The organism is Klebsiella quasivariicola (genome assembly GCF_002269255.1).
GTDB classification, from domain to species: Bacteria; Pseudomonadota; Gammaproteobacteria; order Enterobacterales; family Enterobacteriaceae; genus Klebsiella; species Klebsiella quasivariicola.
This window is the reverse complement of record NZ_CP022823.1, coordinates 4,374,006-4,400,445: the sequence shown is the minus strand read 5'-3', so window position 1 is coordinate 4,400,445 and position 26,440 is coordinate 4,374,006. Positions and strand designations below refer to the sequence as shown.

Here is a 26,440-nt window from a genome sequence, read left to right as displayed (position 1 = left end):
GGTTACCATAAGCCGGGCTCGCTGGTGGTTATCCCTTTAAATCCGGCATGGAATATTTTATCTACAAGGTATTTGCGCTTAACAAAGCCTCCGGCGATGAATACCACATCAAAGCCTTTCAAATTTCGGCTAATCAACTCCAGACACTGGCAGGCATATTCAGCAGGTAAGATTTCAATTGCGTCCGGTGGACTGTGCTTAACAATATCGAGCGACTGATCAAGCGATCGCGAATCGATAAGTAAAACCCGATATACGGTCAGCAATCCCTCTTTTTTGGCGTAGCGTAGCGCGGAGAGATTGGAAGAAATAACACCATCAACCTTGTAATAATTTTTCAGCAGATTGATCCCCGCCTGATCCGGTTTGAAGCCGCCCAGTAATTCAAGGTGAACGAGAACCTTCTTACCGCTTTGATGGCATTTGCCAATCAGCGACTGCAGATTGCCGATATTCGCTTCGGATAGCAGCACATATTCTGACTGGCAGGATAATGCTTTCTCAAAGTATTTATACTTCCTGATGGAAGGGATGATGGTGTTATTTGAAATCATATTAATTTCCGATGTTATTTAGCCATGTAGAGGCTGTATGCATCTTCCGCTGTTGCGTTTTCATGGATGATGGCATTCAGGCCTGCTACCACTTTCGCCGGCTGCGGATCCTGGGTAATGTTTCGTCCCACAGCCACGCCTTTCGCACCCATCTGCATACAGTGCTGAACAAATTTGAAGTAACCATCGATGCCGGTTTTTGGCCCCCCTAAGGCAAGCACCGGCACGCCAGCAGCTTCAACGATCAGTCGGTCCTCTGGTGAACCAGTAAAACGCGTTTTGATGACGTCCGCACCCAACTCCACCGCTGCGCGGGCCGATGCAGCGATGATGGCCGGATTGTTAGAGTCATCGCTGGTGACGGGATAACCATACGGGAGCGATTCGACAATCAGCGGTACGTTCCAGCGATCCGCTGCTTGCGCGAGTTGCATCGCCATAATGTGGGTTTTTTCTTCATTGAAGGCGCCGGGGAAGGTCATGCAGACCACGCCCTCGGCAGCGACTTTAAGCGCATCTTCGACGGAAAAAACGGGGGTAGTATCGGGAACGGTATTGTCAAAGATACTGACCGTGCTGTCGACGCGTAACACAACGGGAACGCTGTTCAATGCTTCCCGATAATTCTTCAACATGCCGTACGTGACAAGCGCGCAATCCAGGCCGTGTTCCACCAGAGCAGGGAGCTGATTTATCGTATTATCAATACCATTTGTTTTCGTGGAAAAATAGTAGCCATCCAGCGCTAAGGTCACGGATTTACCGTCTTTTGCGAATATTCTTGAGAGACGACGTTCTTTAGACATTTATTTACTCCTGAGATAAAAAAACAAAAAAAAGCCCTCAGAGACTCGCGTCTCTGAGGGCTTTCTGTTCACATACCCTTTTGATAATGGTTCAGGGATCCAAAGCATTATCAATGCAATTTTTTAGCAAAGTGAGAAAGGTTTAACTTTTGTTTAAATTAAATCTGTTCTCTTGCGTGATTAAATAACTAACACACGCGATAACTTATTGTCCAGTTGGTATCGTTGAAATGAGAGATTCATCACATCAATATGTTGTATTACCTGAGAAGTGCCGGGTTAAATACAGAAACCGACCCCTTAAAAACCAGACAATAACGCATCCGGACAAGGGGGAGAACGCCAGGCGTTTATATCATCCGCATGAAGAACGCATCCATTCATGCTCCAGCCTGCAGGTCGTCATCCCCAAACGCGTATTTATTCCTGTCCGGATGGCGTACAAAAACGCTATAGCAATGTTGTCGGCATGGCGATCTGTCCTTACTGATTTCATCCTGCCGCCCGGGCAAATTACTCGTCCGCTTTGTGCGCCCAGGCAGGCATCGCCGTCAGATAACGTTTTGCCCGTTTCCGTGATTCCGCTACGCCCACCTTTTGCCAGGAGTCGAGAAAAGCCGCCAGACCGGATACGGCCTCTTCCCAGGATTTCAGATTACCGTCGCTGTCGCTGCAAAACGCGCAATATTTATCGCTGGTCCCTTGCGTATCAGGTGCGGACATCGGCATTCCGCAGGCCTGGCAAAAACTTTCGTGCTGTGTCATAGATCGCTCCTCCTGTCGTTTGGTTGTCTACTAAACATACAGAATTTACGCATGGCGCTTAGCGTTTCAGATCAATAGATCCTGCCGTAACCGTTGTTGGGGATCTTCTGTCGGGGAGTGCGGGAGGGATAACGGGCAACTTACTCCGTATCACGACGCTATCGCCTCCCTTATTTCTTATTGATGCAACGGTTGGTCACAGGCCGCGAGTATGGATTCATGCATCGCTTCGGAAAGTGTCGGATGCGCAAAGATCATCGACAGGAGACTTTCATCGGTGGCCTCCAGGTGTCGGGCGATACCAAACCCCTGGATCTGTTCCGTGACCTGTGCGCCAACCATATGCGCGCCCAGCAACTCGCCGGTTTCAGCATCGAAAATAGTCTTCACAAAACCCTCCATCTCGCCGCTGGCCAGCGCCTTACCATTGCTCTGATAAGAGAACTTACCGATCCTGACGGGTCGTCCTCTGGCCAGGGCCGTCGATTCCGTCAGGCCCAGACTGGCAACCTGGGGCCGGGCATAAGTGCAACCGGGCACATAGTCGCGATCGAGAGGGTGGGTGCCTTCGACACCAGCCAGTGTCTCAATGCAGATCACGCCTTCGTGGCTGGCCTTGTGCGCCAGACACGGCGGGCCGGCTACATCGCCGATGGCATAAAGCCCAAATACATTAGTGCGACAAGCCGCATCCGTCTTGATAAAACCGCGGTCTAACTCGACGCCCAGTGCTTCCAGCCCCAGATCTTCAATATTCGGCTGTACGCCAACCGCCAGCAGCACGCGTTCGACTTCCAGGAAAGATTCGGCGCTCGTATTTTTCATTGTACAGCGCACCCCGGTATCGGTGAGCTGTACTTGCGTTACCTGGGTCTGGGTATGGACCTGAATCCCGCGCTTTTCGAATGACTTACGCACCGCCGCTGACACTTCGGCATCTTCCACGGGCAAAATCTGCGACGCTAGCTCGACCAGCGTCACTTTACAGCCCAGATCGTTATAAAGGCTGGCGAACTCGACGCCAATCGCGCCTGAACCGATGATTAATAGCGACCTGGGCAATCGCTTAGGCTGTAGTGCCTCGTAATAGGTCCAGATATATTCGCCATCTGGCGCTATGCCTGGTAATGCGCGTGGTCGGGCGCCCGTGGCCAGGATCACGTGATCGGCCCGGTAATCGTGCGCTTCCCCCCGGGCATCCGCTACCGTTATTTGTCCCTTACCGCGCAGCCGCGCGGTACCATCAATCACCCTCACGCCATTTTTCTTCAACAGATACGCAACCCCAGCGGTGAGCTGTTGCGAAACGGCACGGCTAAACTGCACCAGTTTCTGCAGATCGACATTCACCTCACCCACGCTGATGCCCAGTTGACTGGCATGGGTGATAGTGTGCGCAACCTCAGCGCCATGCAGCAGCGCCTTGGTTGGAATGCATCCCCAGTTCAGGCAGATGCCGCCCAGATGTTGTTTTTCAACTAATGCGGTACGAAGCCCTAGCTGGCCGGCACGGATGGCGGCAACGTATCCCCCTGGACCCCCGCCGATGATCAGCACATCGTAATTATCGTGCATAGCTCGTCTCCTGGATAAACATCAGGGTAGGGGTTTCAGTCAGTCGCTTGAGTTCCTGGAGAAAAGCTGCACCTGCCGCCCCATCGATGACCCGGTGATCGCAGGATAGCGATACCGTCAGTTGGTGGCGCGCGACGATTTGCCCGTCGCGTACTACCGCCCGCATCTCGCCGGTGCCAATGGCGAGGATTGCGCTTTGCGGTGGATTGATGATGGCGTCAAACTGTCGGATGCCGAGCATCCCCAAATTTGACACGCTAAAGGTCCCCCCCTGGAACTCTTCCGGCTTCAGCGTGCCCGCTTTGGCCCTGGTCACCAGGGCGTGAATTTCGGCCGATATGTCGCTGATCGATTTCCGGTTCGCCGAGCGAACAATGGGGGTAATTAGCCCGTCAGGCAGCGCAACAGCCACTGAAATATCGGCATCCGCAAAGCGGCGGATACTTTGTGTCGCTTCATCAAACTGGATGTTGACGTCTGGCACGGCCACCAGCGCCAGGGCACAAGCTTTCACCAGCAGGTCGTTAACCGAAATCTTGACGCCGGGTACTTCGCGGTTAATTTCCTGACGAAACGCTAACAGTCGTTCCAGATCGAGATCGACACTCAAACGGAAATGGGGAGACTGTTGCTTGGAGGTTTGCAGGCGAGAAGCGATCGCCCGCCGCATACCGGACATGGGGATGCTCTCAAAGGGTGCCGGGGCACTCTCCTGCACAGGGCTGACCGGCGGGTGCCCGTCGAGCAACAACGCCGCGGCCAGCACATCATCGCGACTCACCCGACCGCGTGAACCGCAGCTTCGGCAGTCATGCAAGTTGATACCCAGCTTGCCGGCCAGGCGGCGCGCCAGCGGGGTGGCCGATACCTGGCTATCATCGGCATGCGAGCGGGGCGCTTTGCTGCGACGAACGGGTGGCGTCGGAGAGGCCAGGCGACCGCCGGCGGCAACGATCGCGCTTTCCAGATCAGAAACAGAGATACGATCCCCGCGCCCGCTGCCGCGGACCTTTTTCAGGTCGACACCCCAGCGGGCGGACAGTCGTAACGCATGGGGCGTAGCATTAACCTGAGTCACATCGGTCACGCCTTGCAGACTGACGGGTATGACGGTCTGCCCAATAGGGGGCTCCGGACTGTTGGATGGCGGCGAAACAACGGAAGGTGGCTTAGCGCCTGCCTGTGCCGCTACGTCCGGCGCGGCAGCCTCCGGGTCAGGGGCTGCGGGTTTCACCGTCGCCAGACTGGCAGCAAATTCGTCCAGTTCAGCATCGCTGACTGAAGCGTCAGCCACCAGAGCCAGCACGGCGCCAACCTGAAGCGTCTCACCCTCCCGGGCGATTATCCGGCGTAATGTACCGGCAAAAGGTGCCTCCAGCACATTGACGATTTTACTGGTTTCAATCTCACAGATTTCCTGCCCTCTGGTGAAATCGTCACCCTCCTGGATTGCCCATCGAGCGAGCAAGCCTTCCTCCATGGAAAGCCCCCACTTTGGCATTTCAAGCGTCTTGATTTCGCTCATAGGTTAATCCTCCAGCACTTGACGGACGGCGGCTTCGATACGTTCAACGCCAGGGATCCAGAGTTTTTCGAGAGCAGGGGAGAACGGGACCGGCGTGTGTGGCGGCGTCACCAGCAGAACGGGCGCTTTGAGGAAATGGAATGCCTGGGACGCAATCAGCGCCGCGACATCATGAGCAAAACCGAAGCGTGCAGCGGATTCGTCGACAATCACTACCCGCCCCGTGGAAGCCACCGATTCCAGAATACCTTCCTCATCCAGCGGCGAAATGGTTCGCGGGTCGACCACCTCGACCGAGATCCCCTCTCTGGCCAGTTTGTCCGCCACCTGGTTTGCTTTATGTACCATTGCCGACAACGCAATGATGGTGACGTCCTCCCCTTCGCGCGTGTAGTTGGCTACACCTAGCGGGATGGTATAGATCTCGTCCGGTACCTCGCCCTTGAGGTCGTACAGCATTTTATGCTCGCAGAATACCACCGGGTCGTCGTCGCGAATGGACTGGATTAACAGACCCTTGACGTCATAAGGCGTCGAGGGCACCACCACTTTCAGTCCAGGCGTGGTGGCAAAGATATTATAGGGTGACTGTGAATGCTGGGCCGCGGCGGAAAACCCTGCGCCGATCATCCCTCGCATTACCAGCGGAGCTCTGGCTTTGCCACCAAACATGTAGCGGAACTTAGCCGCTTGGTTATACAGTGCATCGTGACTCACACCAAAAAAATCCATGAACATCAATTCCGCGACTGGCCGCAGCCCCGTTGCTGCGGCGCCGGCCGCCATACCGATAATGGCCGACTCGGTAATGGGCGTGTCGATCACCCGATCGGAGCCGAACTGCGTCCACAGCCCTTTAGTGACACCCAGTACACCGCCAAAGGCTTCAATCTTCGCCTCTTCGGGCGCATTTCCGCCATGACCGCCACGCAAGTCTTCACCGATGAGCACCACCCGTTCATCGCGTTCCATTTCCTGAGCCAGGGCTTCCTTGACCGCTTCACGATAGGTTTTTATTGTCATGGTTATCACCCTCAGTATGAGACGTACACGTCTGTCAGCAGGTCTTCCGGAGCCGGGTAGGCAGCGGCGCGGGCCTTCAATACGGCATCGTTGACCAGGGCTTCTACTTCCTCGTCAATCGCCGCCAGTTCTTCCTGGGTGATATGTTGCTTGACCTTAGCGGTGAAAATCTTCAGCGGATCATGTTGTTCACGCAGGCGTTGCACTTCACCTTCCGCGCGGTATAGCGCGGGATCGCCCTCAAAATGACCATGCCAGCGGAAGGCTTTGGCCTCAATGACGCTTGGGCCACCGCCTTCTCGCGCACGCTTGACCGCCTCTGAGGTTGCCTCATAAACGGCAAAGAAATCGGTGCCATCGACGGTCACTGCCGGCAGGCCGAAGCCAGCGGCGCGCCGGGCGATATCACGCCCACCCACGGCGTAGTCATGGCCGGTCCCTTCGCCGTAACCGTTGTTCTCGAAAATAAAGACGGCTGGAAGCTGGAGCACGACGGCCATATTGATGGCTTCAAAGACCAGGCCCTGATTAGAACCCCCATCGCCCGTAAAAGAGACACCGACGTTGCCGGTTTTTAGCGTCTTTGCCGTTAGCGCGGCGCCGATGGCCAGTGGAGGGGCCCCCCCAACGATAGCGTTCGCCCCCAGCATTCCTTTCGACAGATCGGCAATGTGCATCGACCCGCCCTTACCGCGACATAACCCGCTGTCCTTACCGAATATTTCGGCCATCATGCCGTGAATGTCACAACCTTTAGCAATACAGTGGCCATGTCCACGGTGTGTTGAACCAATGAAATCTGCGCTCGTTAAATTTTCGCAGACCCCCACCGCGATGGCCTCCTCACCGGTATAAAGGTGAATGAAGCCCGGAATATCACCGCTGGTATTTTCCTGATGCAACCGCTCTTCAAAGGTCCTGATCTCCCGCATCTTGCGGTAAGCCTGCAATAACGCCTGTTTGCTGAGCATCGTTTAATTCTCCTCAATAAAGGTCACCAGGCGGGGCCAACAGACAGGGCGAATAACCCTGGCCACACCCATGCAATGAATCTACGAGCGGTTAGAGATAGTGCGAAGCCACCTTCATGGGGGGGGAGGTGGGGGTTTTCATGCTTGAGGTCAAACTTTCTAAATTTTGTGTGGCCATAAAGTTTGCCTGCCCCATGTCATCCCGGTGGCTGGCGTACAATTGAAAAAAACAAAACGAGTAGACACCACGGATGAAGCCATTGGATTTAGAAGGTCGTCAATCACCCTCACTGGTCTCCGGGCCATTGCGGCTGACGCGAGGCTTGCCGTTAATCCTGACCAAATTCGTCCCGCCTCGCTCCTCGATACAATTGCTGGAGCGCCCCCGGCTTCTTCAGCTTCTCAATCCCGTTCAGCAGTGCCGGCTGGGCGTCGTCTGCGCCGGCGCTGGATTTGGCAAAACCACGCTGTTGGCGCAATGGCATCAGCAGATGGTCGCGCAGGGGGAACGTATCGCCTGGCTGAGCCTCGATGAGGATGATGATGACGTATGGCAGTTTATTCCTTATCTGCTGCAAGCATTGCGTCCACTCTATGCTGACTGGGACGCCGATTTCTGGCGTGACATGGAAGAACAGAAGCTCTCCAGCTCCGAGCAACTGCTGGCCGGGCTCATTAACCAGCTACACTATTGCCCGCATGACGTATACCTGATCATCGACGACTTCCACGTGATTAACGATCGTGGGGTCTATGAAGCGCTGGGGTATTTAATCAAGCATGCGCCTGCCGCTTTGCATCTGATCATTGGCAGCCGTTTCCACCCGAATCTTGCGCTGAGCCAGCTGCAGGCCCAGGACCAACTGGTGGAAATCTATGATCGAGACCTGCAATTCACGCTCGAAGAAACAAAACACTATTTTAGCCGCACGGTTGCGCTACCCCTCAGCAACCACCATGCACAGCGGCTACAGTCCGTGACAGAGGGCTGGATTGCAGGGATGAAGATCGCTTCATTGTCCGCAGAATTACAGCATGATCCCGAGCATCTGTTGCGCAATATGCATGGAGGAACACGGTCTATTGCCCGCTATCTGAAAGAGGTGGTACTGGATCCGCTGCCGGAAGAGGTTCTTGATTTTCTGGTGAAAACGTCCTTCCTCAGTCGGTTAAATGCCGAATTATGCAATGCAGTGACTGGACGTGATGATAGTAAAGCGATGCTGGCATGGATTGAGCGACACAACCTTTTTTTGTCAGCCCTTGACGAACAAGGCTACTGGTTCCGCTACCATCCTCTGTTGCAGGAAAATCTTCGGACCATGCTGCAGCAGAACAACGATATTGATCGCAAACAGCTACATGAATTAGCCAGTCATTGGTTCGTCGAACAGAAGCTGTGGTCTGAGGCGGTACGCCATGCGCTCAGCGCAGGCAAGCCGGTGCATAGCCCCGTACAGGACGGCGCAAGCGCTCAGTCACTGGCGGAAGAAGGGGATATCGATACCCTGATCTCATGGATGCATCATTTACCGCCCAGCACCGATCCTTCGCGCATTGACCTGCAAATTAATCTGGCCTGGGCACTGGCGCATTATTTCCACTTTGATGAGTCGAGGCAGCTGCTTGATAACCTCGATCAGATGGTACTTCATCATCGTGAGGATTTAACCCGCAGCACCTGGTGTAAATTGCGCGTTGTGCGGGCAATTTGCGAAGCCTTTGCGGAAAACATCCCGGAGAGTCTGGCTATTGTTCAGCCGTTGCTGGCCGAAGTGCCCTGCGGTGACACCTGGGTTGATGGTCTGATATGCAATATTCTCAGCTATTGCCATGTTGTTAACCAGCGCTATCACGACGCGCTGGAGGTTCAACAGCATATGCCCTCTCCGGAAAGTCCTTTAGATAATCTGTTTGTCTCGGTTTATCGCGCTTTTATCATTGCCCAGTGCTATCTTTGTCAGGGCGATCTGGGAAAAGCCGGGTGGTACGCAGAGAAAACGTTGCGCCAGGCTGAATGTTATACCGGTACCCAGTCGACCAGTGGCGCGACGCTGGCGCCGCTGCTGGCGGAGATAGCCTATGAATGTCAGAGGGGTGACTCGCCCGAGCATCTGTTAGCCGACCGGCTCGAATTCATCGACCGATTCAGTCCACCCGACGCGCTGAGTCGTTGCTATACCTATCTCGCGCGTCAGGCCTTAGATAGCGATATGCCGTATGAGGCCGAGCGATTGCTGGAGCATGCGCAGCGTCTTGCCGTGTCTCGCGGCTGGCAACGGCTCCAGGCCATGATGTTAGCCGAGCAGGTGAGGGTGCGACTGCAGCGCGGCAATTTCACAGGCGCAGAGCAACTGCAACGACAGCTTGAACAAATGGCCGCCAGCTTCCGAATGGATGCCGAACATCCCTGTCAACGCGCTATCGTTCTGTATGCATCCCTTAGCCACTGTCGCCTTCTTCTCGCCAGAGGCCAGGCGCCGCAAGCCTGTATTCTCCTGGCTGACATGGTCCCTGATCAGGAAAACCGGGGGGACAGGTTAACCGCAGCGCGTCTGCGTACGCTCTGGTCATTGGCCTTGTGGAACAGTGGCAAAACTGCCGCTGCGCGCACGACATTTCAGCCAGTCGTGCAGCTGGCTGAACAACAGCATCTCAAAGGCCTCTTTCTTGAAGCTGGCGATACCTTGCAACCTTTGCTTGCCGGTATGAATGAAACCTCTTCGGCTTGTACTGAGGAAGGGATAGTCCATGAACCCTGGGCCGGCAAGCGCGCGCCTGCAGATGGAACACCGTTTAATAGTGGAAGCCCCGATATTCAAGGGGAACTCAGCGAGCGAGAATTTCAGATATTACAACTGATCGCTGAAGGTCAGATGAACAAAGAAATCGCTCGCTCCCTCGCTATTTCTGCCGAGACGGTCAAATGGCACATCAAAAACATCTACGCGAAGCTCAAAGTGAATAGCCGCACTCAAGCGATGAGCCGGGCGCTGGAGATGAAATTACTGGATTAATGGTTTGAACAGGGGGGCTGGATACAAAATATTATTAAGATGAGCCACTTTCTTAACGGGGCTATGAGCCACTGATAATCGAGATACTGCTAAGCCCATGGGGCTATCTCTGAACAGTGATGGCAGTTTTAATGCCCTGGCTCAGCGATAAGCGCATGGAATTTAAGTGCATCGGTCTCCTGGGAAAGCAACCTTGGTGTAAACCCAGAGAGGCTTTTATCTGGATGTAGAGTGGTACTATTTTCCGGGAGGAGAGCAGTCTGGCAGGAAAGAGTACCTCAACATCTAACTGGTGAGTATTAACTTTAAAAATTAACTATATCTATGATTTTAAAGAAAATAAAATCCCTCAATGATCATTGTAAATTTTGCTATAATTCGCCACGTCTAAGTAGTGAGGTTTACGTTGAAAAATCATACAAAAATCAAGGCAGTGGATCTTTTTTGTGGAGCCGGGGGGCTAACGCATGGTCTCCAGCGTTCAGGCATATCCGTGACTGCCGGATATGATATCGAGGAATCCTGTCGTTATGCGTATGAAATCAATAACAACGCCAGATTTATAAAACAAGATGTAACTCATCTTTCAGGAAATGATGTTGCAAAGTATTTGGCTGGCGGCGATTACACCCTCCTTGCTGGATGTGCACCTTGCCAACCCTTCTCAACATATTCCAGAGCAAATATTAAACGAACTACTTCTCCTGACAAACGATGGAACCTTCTGGAAAGCTTTGGGCGCCTGATTAATGAGATCACTCCTGATTTCGTTACAATGGAAAATGTTCCTGGCTTGGCAGAACAGGGGGTTTTTAATACGTTTTTAGCAACTCTTCGGCATAACGGTTATTCATTTGATTATAAAATCGTATTTTGTCCTGATTATGGAATGCCTCAAACGCGAAAAAGATTGGTATTAATTGCATCAAAGGTTAGCGATATATCAATAATACCAGCTACGCATACTGCAGATAAATATGTCACTGTAAGAGATGCGATTGAGCATCTTCCTCGCATAACAGCAGGCGAAAAGGATAAAGCTGATCCTATACATCGCTCATCAATTCTAAGCCCTATAAACTTAAAGCGGATTCAATATTCAAAACCTGGCGGTTCTTGGCTGGATTGGCCGGAAGAATTAAGGGCTAGCTGCCATAAGAAAATGACAGGAAAAACTTATCCAAGTGTTTATGGACGGATGACATGGGATGAGCCATCACCAACAATTACTACTCAATGTAATGGTTATGGGAATGGTAGATTTGGGCATCCTGTGCAAGATCGAGCGATCAGTCTAAGGGAGGCTGCATTACTACAATCATTTCCTTTAGCTTATAAGTTTCATGATGATGAAAACCCGCTAAGCGTCGCTACATTAGCTAAAATGATCGGAAATGCAGTTCCGGTCAAGTTGGGAGAGATTATTGGCCAAAGTATAATTACGTCCTTGGCCAAATAAATATCATTGTGCAATCTTATAACCTTGTGCGGTTATGAAGTTTTCATAAGACAGGATTATATAGGCTAAATATTCTTTGACTATATCAATCAACCGCCTAAAATCACTGGCTACATGGTTCGTACCACATTGTGTAAATGAAAGAGAACCATGAGCTAATTTGTTTCTTATTTCTTTAACTAACCGAATAGGTCCTTTATCGTCTCTAAATGGAGCATTTACCTTTGTCCTAAGCGCTCTGGGAAGGGTGACATCAACACCTATACTCTTACTTATCCTTTCTATTTCTTTTAAGTCCCAATTGCCTCCGCCTCCCGGTGGGATCCTAAGTTCAAGAGGTTTTATATTTAATACTTGGTCAAATAGTTCTAACGCTTTCTCTAACCGTAAATCATTATTTATTGATTCAAAAGGGGCTGCTACAGATTTAACATACAGCTTCTTCATTTTTTCAGTTAGTAGAACCAGTTGCCCATTAATTCCTTGCGCCGCGTGCCGTTCGACAGCATCTATTAACATAGATATCGTCGACTCGACCAAATTATACAAATGAAGATATATTCCAGAATACATTATCTTCTGCTGATCAGGATTTATTTGGTACGGTGTTCCATTAACACTGAATATCGCTCCTCCAGAGCCAATTGCAAGCTCAACATTATTCACCAATTCAAAATAGCTCTCGATATCAGCAACTCTTTCATCAAATACATCTTTTACTAGTTGCATGATCAAGCCCTCTCTAAAAGAGCATCTCTAATATAACCAATTCTTCCCTGCAATCTTCTTATTGCGTTAGCACCATCAGATCGAATTTCAGCTTTGAAGGAATTACTTTCCAATATTTCGTCAGTTTGTTCCTTAGTTACTTGGAGCGTATGATTAATTTCTAATGCTAAATGCGAGCCTATTGCAATAGACTCGAAACGAGCACGTGGTGTTGTTGTACTTTTTACTGTTTTCTTAAATCCGAGACGGAAACTTTGTTCTACGAATGCTAACATTCGAGAAAAACGATCTCTATATTGTTGAGCCAGAGCTGCATCCTCCTCGAACAAATCATTCATTCGCTTTATATATCTAAATATAAATGATGATACATCATCTCTATATCCCTCAAGACCATCGGAGTATGCAAAAAATCTAGTTACTAGTTCTTCTGGTTCTCGTTCTCTTTTTTGCTTAGCAGATACAGGTGCTAATTTAATAAATAATTCATTAGCAGCCAATTCATTGATTAAATCCATAAATGGCCCACGTAATACACCTCTTCTAACCTCCGCAGGATTAGCAACTTTACTACCGGTATTTATCCTTTCAAATAAATCAACCCTTGCTTCCATATCAGTATCGTCAGATAGTATAATTCCACGGATAGATAGATTTAATATTTTTCTTTGGCGTGCTAATGGCAAATCTTCAAACTTTGTACCATTGAGAAGATCTAACCGCTCTAGCCCATCAAGAACTAAACGATTATAAAAATATTCTTCAATAGTTCTAAGTCTCTGAGAACCATCTACAATTTCCAGTTTTCCGGTATCATCATTCATCCAGAAAAATATGAATGGTATAGGAAGACCTATGATAAGCGACTCAATAAATTTACATTTCCTTGGTTCATCCCAAGTATACTCACGCTGATATCCAGGGACAGTATACTCACCGTCATGCACTTTTTGTGCGAGTATTTCTACTGTATATTCTGAGGTAAAAAAACCGATTTTTTTGGAGTAAGCTTTTATTTGTTCATCAGCTTTGAGCTGTAATTCCTTTTCCATGCTAGCCTCAATCGTTTAGGATGAATTTTCAGTACCTTCCCCTTGTGATAGCAATCTCTGACAACATCCATAACCAGAAGCCATCAAAGTAGTAATATTGCTCAAAAGACAAGATAGAGGGGGAGCTTCAAGGTAACACATGCTGTCAGCATACCCTTGCATTGCGCCACACACAATCTCACTGTACCTGCCACAATTTTGCCTCACGCACAACGCGCAAAATTGCACATTAGTGTTAAACAAAGCAAAACAATGCAATAGTAACCACATGATTTTATTAGAAAAGATGGTGCCGATAATAGGAGTCGAACCTACGACCTTCGCATTACGAATGCGCTGCTCTACCAACTGAGCTATATCGGCCCTGCAAGAGGTGTTCACGAGCGTGAATCACGAGGCAAAAGGTTAGAACTTAGCGGGCGATGCGTCAATAGCCAGTGGAATCAACTGCCTATTTTTGCATCGCCCGTTCTCATTTACGCACGAATGGTATCGTCGCCGAAACCAATCCACTTGTAGGTGGTTAACGCTTCCAGCCCCATCGGGCCGCGGGCGTGCAGCTTCTGGGTGCTGACCGCTACTTCCGCGCCAAGGCCGAACTGGCCGCCGTCGGTGAAGCGCGTGGAGGCGTTCACGTAGACGGCGGAAGAGTCCACTTCATTGATAAAGCGGTTGGCGTTACGCAGGGTGCGGGTCAGGATAGCGTCGGAGTGCTGGGTGCCATGCTCGCGGATATGGGCGATAGCCTCATCCATATCAGCCACCACTTTGACGTTCAGATCCAGCGACAGATACTCGTCGTCATACTGCTCCGCTTTCACCGGCTCGACCTTCGCCGCGCCGTTTTGCAGCGCGGAGAGGGCGGAAGGGGCGGCGTGCAGGGTGACGCCGCTCTCGGCCATCTGCTTGCTTAACGCCGGCAGGAAGGTGTCGGCGATGTTGCGGTGCACCAGCAGCGTTTCCACGGTATTACAGGTGCTCGGCCGCTGGGTCTTGGCGTTGACGATGATCTTCAGCGCAGGGGCGATCTCGGCCGTTTCATCAACGAAGATATGGCAAACGCCAATCCCGCCGGTGATCACCGGGATCGTTGACTGCTCACGGCACAGCTTGTGCAGGCCAGCGCCGCCGCGGGGGATCAGCATATCGATGTATTTATCCATCTTCAGCATTTCGCCCACCAGCGCGCGATCCGGGCTTTCGATAGCCTGTACCGCGGCGGCCGGCAGACCGCACTCTTGCAGCGCCTGCTGGATCACCTTCACCGTGGCGGCGTTGGTGCGCCAGGTCTCTTTCCCGCCGCGCAGGATCGCCGCGTTGCCGGTTTTCAGACACAGGGAGGCGACGTCGACCGTCACGTTGGGACGTGCTTCATAAATCACGCCAATCACCCCCAGCGGGACGCGGCGACGTTCAATACGCAGACCGCTGTCCAGCAGCCCGCCGTCGATCACCTGGCCGACCGGATCGGCCAGATTGCACACCTGGCGCACATCGCTGGCGATGCCGCGCAGGCGCGCCGGGGTCAGCGCGAGGCGATCGAGCATCGCTTCACTCAGGCCATTGGCGCGCGCTTCGGCTAAATCTTCCGCGTTGGCGCGCAGAATATCGTCGGTCTGCGCTTCCAGATAATCGGCGATCTTTTCCAGTACCTGGTTCTTTTCCCGGCTGGAGAGTAACGCCAGCTGCCAGGAGGCCGCTTTGGCGGCAATGCCCATTTGTTCCAGCATTTTCAGCTCCTTAACGGATGATCATATCATCGCGGTGGACGGCCACCGGGCCGTATTCGTAGCCCAGAATGGCATCGATTTGCTGCGAGTGCTGGCCGGCGATAAGGCGCAGCGCATCGCTGTTGTAGCGGCTGACGCCGTGAGCGATATCGCGTCCTTCGCTATTGCGGATGCGGATCACTTCGCCGCGGGAGAAGTTGCCGCTGACGATTTTGATGCCTTTTGGCAACAGCGAGCTGCCTCTTTCGAGGATCGCCTGGGTTGCGCCCGCATCGACGGTGATTTCACCCGCCGGCGGCGCGCCGAAGATCCAGCGCTTACGGTTCTCCAGCGGGGATTCCTGGGCGTGGAAGCAGGTGCCTACCGGCAGGCCTTCCATCGCATGGCCGATGACGTCCGGGCGGTTGCCGGCGGCGATAATGGTATCAATCCCCGCCCGGCAGGCGACGTCCGCGGCCTGCAGCTTGGTGCCCATGCCGCCGGTGCCGAGTCCGGAGACGCTGTCGCCGGCGATGGCGCGTAGCGCGTCGTCGATGCCGTAGACGTCTTTAATCAGCTCCGCCTGCGGGTTGCTGCGCGGGTCGGCGGTGAACAGGCCTGGCTGGTCGGTTAACAGCAGCAGTTTATCCGCCCCGGCGAGGATCGCCGCCAGCGCGGAGAGATTGTCGTTATCGCCTACTTTGATTTCAGCGGTGGCGACGGCGTCGTTTTCGTTAATGACCGGGACGATGCTGTTATCCAGCAGGGCGCGCAGGGTGTCGCGGGCGTTAAGGAACCGCTCTCTGTCTTCCATATCGGCGCGGGTCAGCAGCATCTGGCCAACGTGAATGCCATAGATAGAAAACAGCTGTTCCCACAGCTGGATAAGGCGGCTTTGTCCCACCGCCGCCAGCAGCTGCTTGGAGGCGATGGTGGCGGGCAGTTCCGGGTAACCAAGGTGCTCGCGCCCGGCGGCAATGGCCCCGGAGGTCACGATGACAATACGGTGTCCCATGGCGTGCAGCTGTGCACACTGGCGCACAAGCTCGACGATATGGGCGCGGTTCAGGCGACGGGACCCGCCTGTTAAAACACTGGTGCCCAGTTTTACCACCAGCGTCTGGCTTTCACTCATGATTCTCTGCCGTTCAAAAGGAATATCGATATCGAGCTGATGTTGTAGCAGGAGTCGGCCCGCTTGCCAACACCCGGGGCGGCGGGCGCGCCATTTTATTGCGCGGGATCGGGCATTCTGGAGAGGGGATGTGACAAAAATATGTCAGATACATTTAAATACTCTTTTTTATAAAAAGTTCCACATTGTCATAAATATTTAATATCCCGGCGTTAAAAAACCTCCAGTTTTTGATGGGGCGAGCGCCCGCAATTGAATAGCGCGTATAAATAAATCACCAGGACTGAATAATGAAAAAGAGTACTCTGGCATTAATGATGATGGGCTTTGTGGCTTCAACGGCGACGCAGGCAGCGGAAGTTTATAACAAGAACGCGAACAAGCTGGATGTGTACGGCAAGATTAAAGCCATGCATTATTTCAGCGATTATGACAGCAAAGATGGCGATCAAACTTACGTGCGTTTCGGTATTAAAGGCGAAACGCAGATTAACGAGGACCTGACCGGCTATGGCCGTTGGGAATCTGAATTCTCCGGCAACAAAACCGAGAGCGACTCCAGCCAGAAGACTCGTCTGGCGTTCGCCGGCGTGAAGCTGAAAAATTACGGTTCTTTCGATTACGGTCGTAACCTTGGCGCCCTGTACGATGTGGAAGCCTGGACCGATATGTTCCCGGAATTCGGCGGCGATTCCTCTGCCCAGACCGATAACTTTATGACCAAGCGCGCCAGCGGCCTGGCGACCTACCGCAACACCGACTTCTTCGGTCTGGTGGATGGCCTGGATCTGACCCTGCAGTACCAGGGTAAAAACGAAGGCCGTGAAGCGAAGAAACAGAACGGCGACGGCGTCGGCACCTCATTAAGCTATGATTTCGGCGGCAGCGACTTCGCCATCAGCGCGGCCTACACCAGCTCCGACCGTACCAACGATCAGAACCTGCTGGCTCGTGGCCAGGGTTCGAAAGCGGAAGCCTGGGCGACCGGCCTGAAATATGACGCCAACAATATCTACCTGGCGACCATGTACTCTGAAACCCGCAAAATGACCCCGATCAGCGGCGGTTTTGCCAACAAGGCGCAGAACTTTGAAGCGGTGGCGCAGTATCAGTTCGACTTCGGTCTGCGTCCGTCCCTCGGCTATGTGCTGTCGAAAGGGAAGGATATCGAAGGGGTAGGGAGCGAAGATCTGGTTAACTACATTGACGTGGGCCTGACTTACTACTTCAACAAAAACATGAACGCCTTCGTGGATTACAAAATCAACCAGCTGAAAAGCGATAACAAACTCGGCATCAATGATGACGACATCGTGGCGCTGGGCATGACCTATCAGTTCTGATTAATCGCAGAACCATCCGCCGCAGCCCTGCTGCGGCTTTTTTTTTAGCGGCGATTCTTCGCCAGATGCAGGGTGTCGCTGTTCATGGTGATCTGCGCGTTATACTCCTTCGGCAAACGGCGCGCCTGGTAGAACGCCGACTCCCAGTAAGGGTTGTCCAGCGAAGAGCGCATCACGCCCTGGCTGCTCGAGGCGTGAAGGAAATTATGATCGGTATCGTAAAAGCCAACGTGCATGCCGGCCCGGGTACGGAAGAAAACCAGATCGCCGGGACGTAAATCCCGCTTATTGACCCGCACGCCCATGTGCAGCAGCTCGCGGGTGGTGATCCGCTCCATCGGCAGGTTAAAGCGATCCTTCAGCGTGCGCCAGACGAAACCCGAGCAGTCGACGCCGCTTTGTTCAGTACCGCCCCATTCATAAGGGGTACCCTGCCAGGTGTGCATCTGGTCATGCAGGGCCGCCACCACCGGGATCAGATCGTCCGAACCGCCATCAATGGTCATCTCCGCATGAGAGTTGGTGTTCTTTGCCTGTTTCGGTGAGGAGGAGCATCCTGCCAACAACAAAAAAGGAATTAAAAAGAGAGCATGCGTCAGTTTTGGCTTCATATCGTTATTTTCGAAGTAGCAAGCAGACTGCTTTGTTTTATAGCCGATTAAAAACAACGGCTAAATAAGCCGAGGCCGCCTTTACGTTTATTTACGATTAAAAATAAACAACCTGCGAGGCGGATCACCCATAAAAGGCAGTTGTCACTTCCGAACGGCCTGTGCCAGGATTCTGATTAAGCATTCCACGAGGCATTTCATGACGCATTACGCCATCTCTGGTGAGACTTTGCCCGGCGCCGCTTTCGACGCGGGGTGGATAACGTCTGCGCCTCATTATCGCTTCGCCACTGTCTGTCCACCGCCTCCCCCTCCAGACCGGGTTGTTTTCGGCGCTTAACGCCGTCTTTAGCAGGCGCTTACCTGCCGGTATGACGCTTGATACCTTGTGTTTGACGTTCTGGAGCATGCTATGCACGTTCGCTATTCTCTGCTCGCCTCGCAGGCGACAACGGCCCTTTTTGTGCTGCTGTGGGGCAGCGCGGCCATCTTCACCCGCTGGGGACTGGATAACGCCTCGCCGATGGCGCTGCTGGTCTTTCGTTTTCTGGTTGCCCTGGTCGCGCTGGCGCCGCTGGCTATCGTCCGTCGGCGCTGGCTGCCCGCGCCGGGCACCCGCCTGCAAACAGCGGCCACCGGTCTGATGCTGATTGGCGGCTATTCGGTCTGTTACTTCGAGGCGATGGCCAACGGCGTGACGCCGGGACTTATCGCCACCATCATGGGGATCCAGCCCATCCTTACGCTTTGCGTGGTGGAGCGCCGCCTGCAGGGGCGGCGGCTGTCAGGGCTGCTGCTTGCCCTGGCGGGGCTGGTGCTGCTGGTGTGGCGCAGCCTGGCGGCCTCGCCGATGGCGACGGCGGGGATCCTGTTTGCGCTGGCGGCGCTGCTGCTGATGACCTTTGGCGCGCTGTGGCAAAAGCGCAGCCGTCAGGCGCCGGCGGATGTCCTGCCGCTGCAGTACGCCGTCAGTCTGGGGCTGTGCCTGCTGATCGCCCCGGTCAGCGGCTTCCAGTTTACCGTTAACGCCGGGTTGATTATTCCGGTGCTGTTTCTCGGGCTGCTGATTTCGGTGGTCGCCCAGCTACTGCTGTACCGTCTGCTGAGCGCGGGAAATATCGTTAATGTCACCAGCCTCTTTTATCTGGTGCCGGTTATCACGGCGCTGCTGGATTATCTGCTGCTGGGCAACCGGCTGCCGGCGGCGGCGATGGTCGGTATGGTGGCGATCATCGGCGGGATCGTGCTGGTGTTCCGCACCGCGAAGGTCCGCGCCGGCTGATGGCGAGCCGGGCGCTGCGGCGTCCGGTTCATTTTCCTGTCATCTTCTTTACGCATGATCCCGGCCGCTTATTTTGATCAACAAGGGAAAGTACATGGGCAACTCGCTGACGATTTTCGATCTCGATAACACCCTGATACAGGGCGATAGTAGTACGGTCTGGAGCCAGTTTATGGTTCGCGAAGGGCTGGCGACGCAGAAGGGGTATCTTGCCCGCGAGGCGCGGCTGATGGCGGATTATGACCGGGGAGAGATGAATATCGCCGATTATGTGGCCCTGATCCAGGCCCCGCTGGCCGAAATACCAAAGTCGGACGTTGACGCGCTGGTGGCCCGCTGCGTGCGCGAGGCGATCCTGCCCCGGGTCTATCCGCAGGCGTGGGAACTTATCCGTCGTCTACGGGCCGAGGGGGAGCAGATGCTGATTATCTCCGCCTCGGTTAGCCTGCTGGTGCAGGCAGTGGCCGCCGCGCTGGAGATTGATCAGGCGCTGGGCATTGACGTGGCGATGGTCGACGGCGGCTACAGCGGTGAAATCACCGGGATCCCCAGCTATCAGCAGGGGAAGGTGGCGCGTCTGGCGCAGTGGCGCGAGGCGCATCCGCAGTATGACGGCGAGGTGACGTTTTATACCGATTCCATTAACGATCTGCCGTTGTGCCTGCATGCGGATCGCGTGCGGCTGGTCAATCCCTGTCCGCAGCTGCAGGCAGCCGCTGCCGGATACGGCTGGCCGGTGCTGAGCTGGCGGCTGGAATCGCGGAGCGGATAAATGCTTGCCGGGCCTACAGACAGTCGGAGCCGGACGAGTAGGCCGGGTAAGGCGCAGCCGCCACCCGGCATAAACGCAGCTCCGTGCCTGATGCCATCGCCCGGCGGCGCTGCGCTTACCGGGCCTACGAGGTGTGATCGTGTGAGAGGCCCCGGTAGGCCGGGTAAGGCGTAGCCGCCACCCGGCAATAAAGCGGCTCCGTGCCGGATGGCATCGCCCGGTGGTGCTGCGCTTACCGGGCCTACGAGGTGTGAGCCTGTGAGAGGCCCCGGTAGGCCGGGTAAGGCGCCAGCCGCCACCCGGCGAAATATCGGCGCAACCGGAAATGTCCCTGCCCGCGCTGCGCTTAGCAGGGCTACCATCCAGGGCTATTTCCGGGCAGATTGCGCTCCCGATATGTCTTCTGCGCTATGTCACTTATGGCGCCTGGAGCGCACAGGGGGCGGCCAGTCGCCGCCGCCCCCTGTACCCCCGGGCTCCGGCCAGCAACATCGCCACTGCGTGGTCCCTTCGACTTATCCCTGCAGGCTTCGGGTCGGGCCGAGGCAGCGTCCCTGCAAAACACGGCCCTCAGCCCGCATCCATGCGGGCTGCCCCGGCCTTCCGGGAACGTCTCAGCGATGTTGAGGCCGCCAGCACCGGCAGTTTCAGCAGCCCCTGCGCCAGCGGTGATTTGGGGTTGTAGATACTGTTATCGATTTGCAACTGTTTTGGTCCGGGAAAAACAGTTTTTTATTATTTCAGAGCAGATTGCGCTCCCGATATTTCTTCTGCGTTATGTCTCTCATGGCGCAGGCGTTTTCCCGGAGGCGGCGCGCTGCGCCTTGTCCGGGCTACCAAATCGCAAAGCGCTGTAGCCCCGGTAAGCGGCAGCGCCACCGGGGGTTTTGAGATCGCCAATACCGGCAGTTTCAGCCAGCATGGTGAATAAATTAAAGGCAGGCCGCACGAACCGTAGATACTGTTATGCCATGCAAGCATTTTCCGTATGCTGCGTGGCATCGAACGGGCGTCCCGATTTCAGGACCCCGTACGCCACCTGTGCCAGCTTCCGCATCATTGCACCGATGATCAGCTTTGCATTTTTTCCGCTCTTCTCCAGTCGTTCCCTGAATATCCGACCCCATTCTGTCTTGTACAGCGTCACCATTGCCGGCATGTACAGCGCACGGCGCAGCGACATATGACCCATTTTACTCATCCGACTCACCCGCCGGATGCTGCTGCCTGATTCATGCTGCTTTGGTGTCAGACCCGCGAACGCCGCGAACTGCCTCGCTTCCAGGAATCTGTTTTTCAGCCCCACGTAAGCCAGCAACACCGCCGATGTTTTCGCTCCGATCCCCGGGATACTGTCCAGCAGTTTGCGACGGTGCTTCATATCCGGATCATCATCCGTCAGGTCTTTTATCTGCTTTTCGATACGCTTCAGTTCCGTCTCCAGCCACAGCAGGTGCATGTCGATACTCGGCAACTGAACTTCACGGGCACTTTCCCGCCGGTTCTGCTCCTGAACATGCATTTCCGTCAGTGCCTGATGCCGCAGCACCAGCGCCCGCAGGGCCCGCTCAACCGGATGGGGGGCTTCCCATATCACCGGGCGTTTCTCCCGGCAAAAATACGCCAGCTGGCGGGCATCCACCGTATCGGTTTTGCTGCGTATTCCCTGGCTCTGGACGAACGCTTTGCTGAGCAACGGATTGATAATGGAGACCAGATACCCCGCGTCAGAGAGATGAGCGGCGACATCTTCCATATACGTCCCGGTCGCTTCCATGCAGACGTGGGCATTGCTGACCTGATGACCGCACAACCAGCTGACGAGCTCGTTATGGCCTTTTGGGGTGTTGGCAAATTTCTTGCTGCGGTGACGGCCATCAGGGCGCAGCATATCGACATCGAGTTTAGCTTTGGCAACATCAATGCCGATAAAGTGGAGTTTGTTTTCCATGGTGTAACCATCCTTGCAAATGCGGGGTACCGGGTGTTCCGGTCCATGATACTGTTCGGTTTATCACTTGTGGAGGAGCGCAGTCCGGTGCGAATTATCTACGACACAGATTTGAGGATCTAAGGTCGGGTGCGGCATCCGGACTGCATGGCAGAAAGAACTGGCCGGTTCTCTCTGCACGAAAGGAATAATACAAGGCCGGGTAAGCGAAGCGCCACCCGACAAAATATCGGCATAAAAGGCCTTATAAGCCGCCATCCGGCGCAAAGGCGCGCTAGCGTCCGCCCTGATACAGCGGCACCGCGGCGCCGCCGATATAACGACGGCGCAGCCAGGCGGAAAGGGTATCCATGATCATCACCACCGCCACCAGCAGCAGGGTGATAAACATCACCACATCCCAGTTCCACAAGCGCATATTCTCGGCATAGATAAGCCCAATACCGCCGGCGCCAACAAAGCCCAGCACCGCCGCGGAGCGGGTGTTGGATTCAATCTGATACAGGCTCAGCGCGAGAAAAGTCGGGAACGACTGGGTAAAAATGCCAAAGCGATGCTTTTGCAGGCCGTTCGCGCCCACGGCGGTCAGCCCGCGCCCGGGGGAGCGGTCCACAGCTTCGTGTCCTTCCGCGTACAGCCGTCCCAGCAGGCCAGTGTCCTGCATGATGATCGCCAGCACCCCGGCCAGCGGCCCGAGACCCACCGCGCGCACGAAAATCAACCCCCAGATAGCCATATCGATCCCGCGCAGCACATCAAACAGACGGCGCATCAGCAGGGCCAGGGTCCCCAGCACCACGCCGCGCATGATGTTGCGGGCGGCAAAAAAGGAGAGCAGCAGCGCCAGCACCGTGGCGGTCAGCGTCCCGGCGAAGACGATTGCCAGAGTGATGACGATTTGCGTGAAGTAATAGCCGAACGGCCAGTTCCAGAAGTCGTGCCAGACGAACATCCGCGCCAGGTAGCGGCCAATCTGCTGCAGGCCGGTGGTCAGCTGTTCGCCGCTGATGCCGAACTGCAGAAAAAACCAGACGTAATAGAGCACGCAGGCCAGCGCTACCAGCCCGAGGTAGCGCAGGTAGCGCCCCTGGACCTGATAGAGCTGTTTATGCTGCCGCCGGCTGGCGGCGATATCCGGTTGCATGTGCCAGACGCTCATTTCTTACCCTCCAGTACCCACAGGCGCAGACGACCGGACAGCATGTCCAGCGCCGACACCACCAGAATGATCAGCAGCAGGGTGATGCTCACCTGATCGTAGCGGTCGAGCTTGATATTGGTCATCAGCTCCTGGCCGATACCGCCCGCGCCCACCAGGCCGAGAATCGTCGACGAACGGAAGTTGATTTCAAGCCGCATAAAGCCGTAGGAGAGAAACAGCGGTTTCACTTGCGGCCACAGGGCGAAGCGGATTTTCTGCAGCGGCGACGCGCCGCAGGCCGCCAGGCCGCGTACCGGTTTGTTTTGCGCGCTCTCCACCGCCTCGTAGAACAGTTTGGTCAGGCTGCCGACGGTGTGCAGCATCAGCGCCAGAAATCCCGGGATCGCGCCGATGCCGAACGCCATGACAAAGATCACCGCCCACGCCAGCTCGGGCATGGTGCGCAAAAACGCCACCAGTACCCGAATGGCAAAGCGTACCGGCGCTGGGGTCCAGGCGTTGTTGGCGGCGAGGAACGCGAAGATGGTGGCAATGGCGACCGCCACCAGCGTCGAGGCCAGCGCCAGCTGCAGGGTTTCCCAGATGAGCGGCAGCTGGATCGGCAGGCGATAGCCCCACCAGGCCAGCGAGCCTTTGGTCTGCACATCGGCGAACAGGTTACCGGCACTCAGAGGCGGAATGGTCTCTGCCATATAGTCAAAGAAGTGGGGCAGCGAGTGCCAGATGGTCAGCAGATTAAATTCTGCGGCGCTGCCGGCGGCAAAATAGAGCGCCAGCAGGAGTAACGACCAGCAGACGGTATCGCGCTTTTGCCGCGAGCGTACCTGCTGGTAATAGCGTTCAAATTCGGTGTGGGTCGTCTTCATGCGTCGGGGATCTTCAACGTAGCGCCGCCGCTCACCCTGGGGGCAAGCAGGCGGCGTTGAGGCAGGATTAACGTGCGCTCACCAGCTCGCGTTTCATGTCGATAATCTGCTGGAAGTCAGCCACGCTGCCCGGACCGATGTGCTGGGTACCGCCCATCGCTTTGATAAAGCAGGCGTGATCCTCGGTGTCCAGTTTTTTCACTGCCGCCACGACCTTCGCCTTAAAGTCCGCCGGCAGCGCATTGCTTACCAGGATCGGGCCGTTCGGGATCAGCGGTGATTGCCAGATAATGCGGATCTGCTTCATCAGATCCGGATGATCCATGCGAATCAGACGGTTGAACGCGCCGGTGGTGTAGCCGGTGTTGTAATCGCCGACCATCGAGGCCCAGGTCACCGCGCCCGCGAACTGGCCGTTCAGCACGCCGAGGATGTCCTGCTCGTGGCCGCCGGAGAAGGTGACGCTGGAGAAGGTATTGTTGTATTTGTTGTCGGCGTTTCCGCCAAATTTTTCTTTAAACGCATGGTTAGGGATCAGATACCCGGAAGTGGAATCCGGATCGGCGAAGCCGAACGCTTTACCTTTTAAATCGTCCAGCGTTTTGTACGGGGAGTCGGCTTTGACGATCACCACGGAGTGATAGCCGCGAGACTGATCTTTATCGTCCACGGCGATGCCGACGATATCCACCGCTTTCGGGTTATTGATATAAACCGAAGCGTAAGAGGAGGGGGACATGCTCAGCACCACGTCGACTTTGCCCCCCAGCAGACCCTGGATCACCCCGGAATAGTCGGAAGAGTTACGCAGTTTGGTATCCACGTTCAGCTCTTTATCGAGGAAGGTCTTCACACACTGGTTATCACCGATTTGCTGGGTGGCGTTCTGCCCGCCGAGAATGCCCAGATTCAGCTCTTTCGGCTGCGCTGCCGCCGCCTGCCATGCCATCATCATGCCCGCGACCACTGCGGATAAACGAACTGCGCCAGTCATATATTTTTTCATTATGTTGCCCGTGTGAGTGAAATTAATGCAATTGGCTAACTTCATCGCCGTACAGCTGCTGCAGCACATCCTGCGTCAGCCGGGAGGGGTGATCGTCAAAAATAAGCTGGCCGCTGGCGACGCCGATAACCCGGGTGCAGTAGGCCTTCACCAGCTCTACCGAATGCAGGTTCACCATCACGCTGATGCCCTGCTCGCTGATCTCGCGCAGCACATCCATGATGCGCTGGGTGTTCTTCGGATCCAGCGAGGCGACAGGTTCGTCGGCCAGCAAAATGCCGGGGTTTTGCATCAGCGCCCGGCAGATTGCCACCCGCTGCATCTGTCCCCCGGAGAGATTCTCCGCCCGCTGCAGCGCGTGCGGCAGCATGTTCATCCATTCGAGCAGCGCAATGGCGCGCGCCCGGTCGGCGGCGGGGAAAATTTTAAACAGCGACTTCAGGGTTGAAGTCTGGCTGAGGCGGCCAAGCAGGACGTTGGTGAGCACGTCGAGGCGCGGTACCAGGCAGAAGTCCTGAAAGATCATCCCGCACTGACTGCGCCAGGCGTTGAGTGAGCGGCCTTTCAGCTTTGAGACATCGTGTGGCATACCGACTTCCGGATAGCTAAGAATTTCGCCGCCGCTGGCGCTATGGGTGCCGTTGAGGACATGCAGGAGCGTCGATTTACCGGCGCCGGAGCGGCCAATGACCCCAACCATTTCGCCGGCGTGCAGGTCAAAGCTGATGCCGTCCAGCACCTTGTGCTGGGCATGATAGGCTTTCGTCAGGTTACGCACGCTTAAGACCTTCCGCTGCCGGCTGGCATTGAGATCAGTGAACGCCTGAAAATCAGTTTCGGCCACTGCGGCAAGAGAGCTGTTCATAAGAGTGTCCAGGTTCGTCATTAACTGGGCACTATTAATAGGTCTTTATATGAAAATTCGATGACGGTATTGCGAACAAACCGTGAACAGGCGCGACAGAGCGGCAACCCGCAGCCCGCAGCGCGCTGGCGAAGCATTGAAAAGCGACTATGCTTTCGGGTGGCGCGGAGGCAGGGCAGCAGGAAGTCGTCGGCAATCTTCGCTTAATCTTGTTATTCGGGTCTGTTTTATCGAATAGATAATGCGTCTGCCTTTGTTTAGC

General features: G+C 54.7%; 23 protein-coding genes and 1 tRNA gene. 5 read left to right on the top strand and 19 right to left on the bottom strand.

Features of this window, described 5'->3' with window-relative positions:
* Window positions 1-2: 2 nt before the first annotated feature.
* The 7 genes from B8P98_RS22275 to B8P98_RS22240 form a co-directional block, all read right to left on the bottom strand.
* Entirely contained in the window at window positions 3-554 is a 552-nt protein-coding gene (locus B8P98_RS22275) for a glycerol-3-phosphate responsive antiterminator (protein ID WP_002889866.1), read from the bottom strand.
* Between the two features lie 14 nt (window positions 555-568).
* Window positions 569-1,360, bottom strand: coding sequence for a class I fructose-bisphosphate aldolase (locus B8P98_RS22270; protein ID WP_002889868.1), 792 nt, complete (start codon window positions 1,358-1,360; stop codon window positions 569-571).
* Between the two features lie 513 nt (window positions 1,361-1,873).
* Window positions 1,874-2,083 (bottom strand): hypothetical protein, encoded by a 210-nt coding sequence (locus B8P98_RS22260; RefSeq protein WP_243812733.1) that lies wholly within the window; start codon window positions 2,081-2,083, stop codon window positions 1,874-1,876.
* Window positions 2,084-2,302: 219 nt separating this feature from the next.
* Window positions 2,303-3,700, bottom strand: coding sequence for a dihydrolipoyl dehydrogenase (gene lpdA, locus B8P98_RS22255; protein ID WP_095033414.1), 1,398 nt, complete (start codon window positions 3,698-3,700; stop codon window positions 2,303-2,305).
* Window positions 3,690-5,225 carry a 2-oxo acid dehydrogenase subunit E2 gene (locus tag B8P98_RS22250; protein WP_095033413.1) on the bottom strand — a complete coding sequence of 512 codons (1,536 nt, stop codon included), beginning with the start codon at window positions 5,223-5,225 and terminating at the stop codon, window positions 3,690-3,692. The genes lpdA and B8P98_RS22250 overlap by 11 nt, the downstream gene beginning before the upstream one ends.
* 3 nt (window positions 5,226-5,228) lie before the next feature.
* Window positions 5,229-6,248, bottom strand: a complete 1,020-nt coding sequence (locus tag B8P98_RS22245) for an alpha-ketoacid dehydrogenase subunit beta (RefSeq protein WP_002889881.1) — start codon at window positions 6,246-6,248, stop codon at window positions 5,229-5,231.
* 11 nt (window positions 6,249-6,259) lie between these two features.
* The gene (locus B8P98_RS22240; protein WP_002889884.1) at window positions 6,260-7,219 is read right to left on the bottom strand and encodes a thiamine pyrophosphate-dependent dehydrogenase E1 component subunit alpha; all 960 of its coding nucleotides are present in this window, start codon (window positions 7,217-7,219) and stop codon (window positions 6,260-6,262) included.
* 251 nt (window positions 7,220-7,470) lie between these two features.
* On the opposite strand from B8P98_RS22240, the gene B8P98_RS22235 reads away from it, so the two are divergent.
* Together B8P98_RS22235 and B8P98_RS22230 are read left to right on the top strand one after the other, a co-directional pair.
* Complete coding sequence (locus tag B8P98_RS22235; RefSeq protein ID WP_095033412.1) at window positions 7,471-10,236, top strand: LuxR C-terminal-related transcriptional regulator; 2,766 nt, start codon at window positions 7,471-7,473, stop codon at window positions 10,234-10,236.
* A 406-nt stretch (window positions 10,237-10,642) separates the two neighbouring features.
* Window positions 10,643-11,695, top strand: a complete 1,053-nt coding sequence (locus B8P98_RS22230; RefSeq protein ID WP_095033411.1) for a DNA cytosine methyltransferase — start codon at window positions 10,643-10,645, stop codon at window positions 11,693-11,695.
* 3 nt (window positions 11,696-11,698) lie between these two features.
* Here the strand turns inward: B8P98_RS22230 and B8P98_RS22225 are convergent, their stop codons facing one another.
* The 5 genes from B8P98_RS22225 to proB all read right to left on the bottom strand — a co-directional run bounded on the left by B8P98_RS22225 (window position 11,699) and on the right by proB (window position 16,320).
* Window positions 11,699-12,424 (bottom strand): MAE_28990/MAE_18760 family HEPN-like nuclease, encoded by a 726-nt coding sequence (locus B8P98_RS22225; RefSeq protein WP_095033410.1) that lies wholly within the window; start codon window positions 12,422-12,424, stop codon window positions 11,699-11,701.
* 2 nt (window positions 12,425-12,426) lie between these two features.
* Window positions 12,427-13,476, bottom strand: a complete 1,050-nt coding sequence (locus B8P98_RS22220; RefSeq protein ID WP_095033409.1) for a DUF262 domain-containing protein — start codon at window positions 13,474-13,476, stop codon at window positions 12,427-12,429.
* A gap of 287 nt (window positions 13,477-13,763) precedes the next feature.
* Window positions 13,764-13,839, bottom strand: a tRNA-Thr gene (locus tag B8P98_RS22215).
* A gap of 113 nt (window positions 13,840-13,952) precedes the next feature.
* The gene (gene proA, locus B8P98_RS22210; protein ID WP_080924522.1) at window positions 13,953-15,206 is read right to left on the bottom strand and encodes a glutamate-5-semialdehyde dehydrogenase; all 1,254 of its coding nucleotides are present in this window, start codon (window positions 15,204-15,206) and stop codon (window positions 13,953-13,955) included.
* A 10-nt stretch (window positions 15,207-15,216) separates the two neighbouring features.
* The gene (gene proB / locus B8P98_RS22205; RefSeq protein ID WP_025714947.1) at window positions 15,217-16,320 is read right to left on the bottom strand and encodes a glutamate 5-kinase; all 1,104 of its coding nucleotides are present in this window, start codon (window positions 16,318-16,320) and stop codon (window positions 15,217-15,219) included.
* 290 nt (window positions 16,321-16,610) lie between these two features.
* On the opposite strand from proB, the gene phoE reads away from it, so the two are divergent.
* Entirely contained in the window at window positions 16,611-17,663 is a 1,053-nt protein-coding gene (gene phoE, locus B8P98_RS22200; RefSeq protein WP_025714946.1) for a phosphoporin PhoE, read from the top strand.
* 44 nt (window positions 17,664-17,707) lie between these two features.
* On the opposite strand, the gene B8P98_RS22195 is transcribed toward phoE, so the two are convergent.
* On the bottom strand, window positions 17,708-18,274 hold the full coding sequence (locus B8P98_RS22195; protein ID WP_025714945.1) for an NlpC/P60 family protein: 567 nt from the start codon (window positions 18,272-18,274) through the stop codon (window positions 17,708-17,710).
* A gap of 412 nt (window positions 18,275-18,686) precedes the next feature.
* Here B8P98_RS22195 and B8P98_RS22185 point away from each other — a divergent pair, with 412 nt between their 5' ends.
* Both B8P98_RS22185 and B8P98_RS22180 read left to right on the top strand, forming a co-directional pair.
* Window positions 18,687-19,556, top strand: a complete 870-nt coding sequence (locus tag B8P98_RS22185) for a DMT family transporter (protein ID WP_025714944.1) — start codon at window positions 18,687-18,689, stop codon at window positions 19,554-19,556.
* Window positions 19,557-19,650: 94 nt separating this feature from the next.
* Window positions 19,651-20,328: an HAD family hydrolase gene (locus tag B8P98_RS22180; RefSeq protein WP_025714943.1), complete on the top strand. Its 678-nt coding sequence runs from the start codon at window positions 19,651-19,653 to the stop codon at window positions 20,326-20,328.
* Between the two features lie 570 nt (window positions 20,329-20,898).
* On the opposite strand, the gene B8P98_RS31830 is transcribed toward B8P98_RS22180, so the two are convergent.
* The 6 genes from B8P98_RS31830 to phnC form a co-directional block, all read right to left on the bottom strand.
* A complete protein-coding gene (locus B8P98_RS31830) occupies window positions 20,899-21,033 on the bottom strand; it encodes a hypothetical protein (RefSeq protein ID WP_265090810.1) in 135 nt (44 codons plus the stop codon).
* 259 nt (window positions 21,034-21,292) lie between these two features.
* Window positions 21,293-22,279, bottom strand: coding sequence for an IS110 family RNA-guided transposase (locus tag B8P98_RS22165; protein ID WP_025714927.1), 987 nt, complete (start codon window positions 22,277-22,279; stop codon window positions 21,293-21,295).
* A gap of 274 nt (window positions 22,280-22,553) precedes the next feature.
* The gene (phnE, locus tag B8P98_RS22155) at window positions 22,554-23,438 is read right to left on the bottom strand and encodes a phosphonate ABC transporter, permease protein PhnE (RefSeq protein WP_095033408.1); all 885 of its coding nucleotides are present in this window, start codon (window positions 23,436-23,438) and stop codon (window positions 22,554-22,556) included.
* Window positions 23,435-24,307, bottom strand: coding sequence for a phosphonate ABC transporter, permease protein PhnE (phnE, locus tag B8P98_RS22150; protein ID WP_012968864.1), 873 nt, complete (start codon window positions 24,305-24,307; stop codon window positions 23,435-23,437). The genes phnE (B8P98_RS22155) and phnE (B8P98_RS22150) overlap by 4 nt, the downstream gene beginning before the upstream one ends.
* Window positions 24,308-24,374: 67 nt before the next feature.
* Window positions 24,375-25,313 carry a phosphonate ABC transporter substrate-binding protein gene (gene phnD / locus B8P98_RS22145; RefSeq protein ID WP_095033407.1) on the bottom strand — a complete coding sequence of 313 codons (939 nt, stop codon included), beginning with the start codon at window positions 25,311-25,313 and terminating at the stop codon, window positions 24,375-24,377.
* A gap of 22 nt (window positions 25,314-25,335) precedes the next feature.
* Window positions 25,336-26,178 carry a phosphonate ABC transporter ATP-binding protein gene (gene phnC, locus B8P98_RS22140; RefSeq protein ID WP_095033406.1) on the bottom strand — a complete coding sequence of 281 codons (843 nt, stop codon included), beginning with the start codon at window positions 26,176-26,178 and terminating at the stop codon, window positions 25,336-25,338.
* Window positions 26,179-26,440: the final 262 nt, after the last annotated feature.

Bases quoted from the DNA above. Each gene is read 5' to 3' on its own strand.
- B8P98_RS22270 (WP_002889868.1), bottom strand. From the start codon at position 1,360: ATGTCTAAAGAACGTCGTCTCTCAAGAATATTCGCAAAAGACGGTAAA.
- lpdA (WP_095033414.1), bottom strand. From the start codon at position 3,700: ATGCACGATAATTACGATGTGCTGATCATCGGCGGGGGTCCAGGGGGA.
- phnD (WP_095033407.1), bottom strand. From the start codon at position 25,313: ATGAAAAAATATATGACTGGCGCAGTTCGTTTATCCGCAGTGGTCGCG.
- B8P98_RS22165 (WP_025714927.1), bottom strand. From the start codon at position 22,279: ATGGAAAACAAACTCCACTTTATCGGCATTGATGTTGCCAAAGCTAAA.
- proA (WP_080924522.1), bottom strand. From the start codon at position 15,206: ATGCTGGAACAAATGGGCATTGCCGCCAAAGCGGCCTCCTGGCAGCTG.
- B8P98_RS22225 (WP_095033410.1), bottom strand. From the start codon at position 12,424: ATGCAACTAGTAAAAGATGTATTTGATGAAAGAGTTGCTGATATCGAG.
- B8P98_RS22245 (WP_002889881.1), bottom strand. From the start codon at position 6,248: ATGACAATAAAAACCTATCGTGAAGCGGTCAAGGAAGCCCTGGCTCAG.
- B8P98_RS22250 (WP_095033413.1), bottom strand. From the start codon at position 5,225: ATGAGCGAAATCAAGACGCTTGAAATGCCAAAGTGGGGGCTTTCCATG.
- phoE (WP_025714946.1), top strand. From the start codon at position 16,611: ATGAAAAAGAGTACTCTGGCATTAATGATGATGGGCTTTGTGGCTTCA.
- B8P98_RS22260 (WP_243812733.1), bottom strand. From the start codon at position 2,083: ATGTCCGCACCTGATACGCAAGGGACCAGCGATAAATATTGCGCGTTT.
- phnE (WP_012968864.1), bottom strand. From the start codon at position 24,307: ATGAAGACGACCCACACCGAATTTGAACGCTATTACCAGCAGGTACGC.
- B8P98_RS22240 (WP_002889884.1), bottom strand. From the start codon at position 7,219: ATGCTCAGCAAACAGGCGTTATTGCAGGCTTACCGCAAGATGCGGGAG.
- phnE (WP_095033408.1), bottom strand. From the start codon at position 23,438: ATGAGCGTCTGGCACATGCAACCGGATATCGCCGCCAGCCGGCGGCAG.
- B8P98_RS22235 (WP_095033412.1), top strand. From the start codon at position 7,471: ATGAAGCCATTGGATTTAGAAGGTCGTCAATCACCCTCACTGGTCTCC.
- proB (WP_025714947.1), bottom strand. From the start codon at position 16,320: ATGAGTGAAAGCCAGACGCTGGTGGTAAAACTGGGCACCAGTGTTTTA.
- B8P98_RS22275 (WP_002889866.1), bottom strand. From the start codon at position 554: ATGATTTCAAATAACACCATCATCCCTTCCATCAGGAAGTATAAATAC.
- B8P98_RS22220 (WP_095033409.1), bottom strand. From the start codon at position 13,476: ATGGAAAAGGAATTACAGCTCAAAGCTGATGAACAAATAAAAGCTTAC.
- phnC (WP_095033406.1), bottom strand. From the start codon at position 26,178: ATGAACAGCTCTCTTGCCGCAGTGGCCGAAACTGATTTTCAGGCGTTC.
- B8P98_RS22180 (WP_025714943.1), top strand. From the start codon at position 19,651: ATGGGCAACTCGCTGACGATTTTCGATCTCGATAACACCCTGATACAG.
- B8P98_RS22195 (WP_025714945.1), bottom strand. From the start codon at position 18,274: ATGAAGCCAAAACTGACGCATGCTCTCTTTTTAATTCCTTTTTTGTTG.
- B8P98_RS22185 (WP_025714944.1), top strand. From the start codon at position 18,687: ATGCACGTTCGCTATTCTCTGCTCGCCTCGCAGGCGACAACGGCCCTT.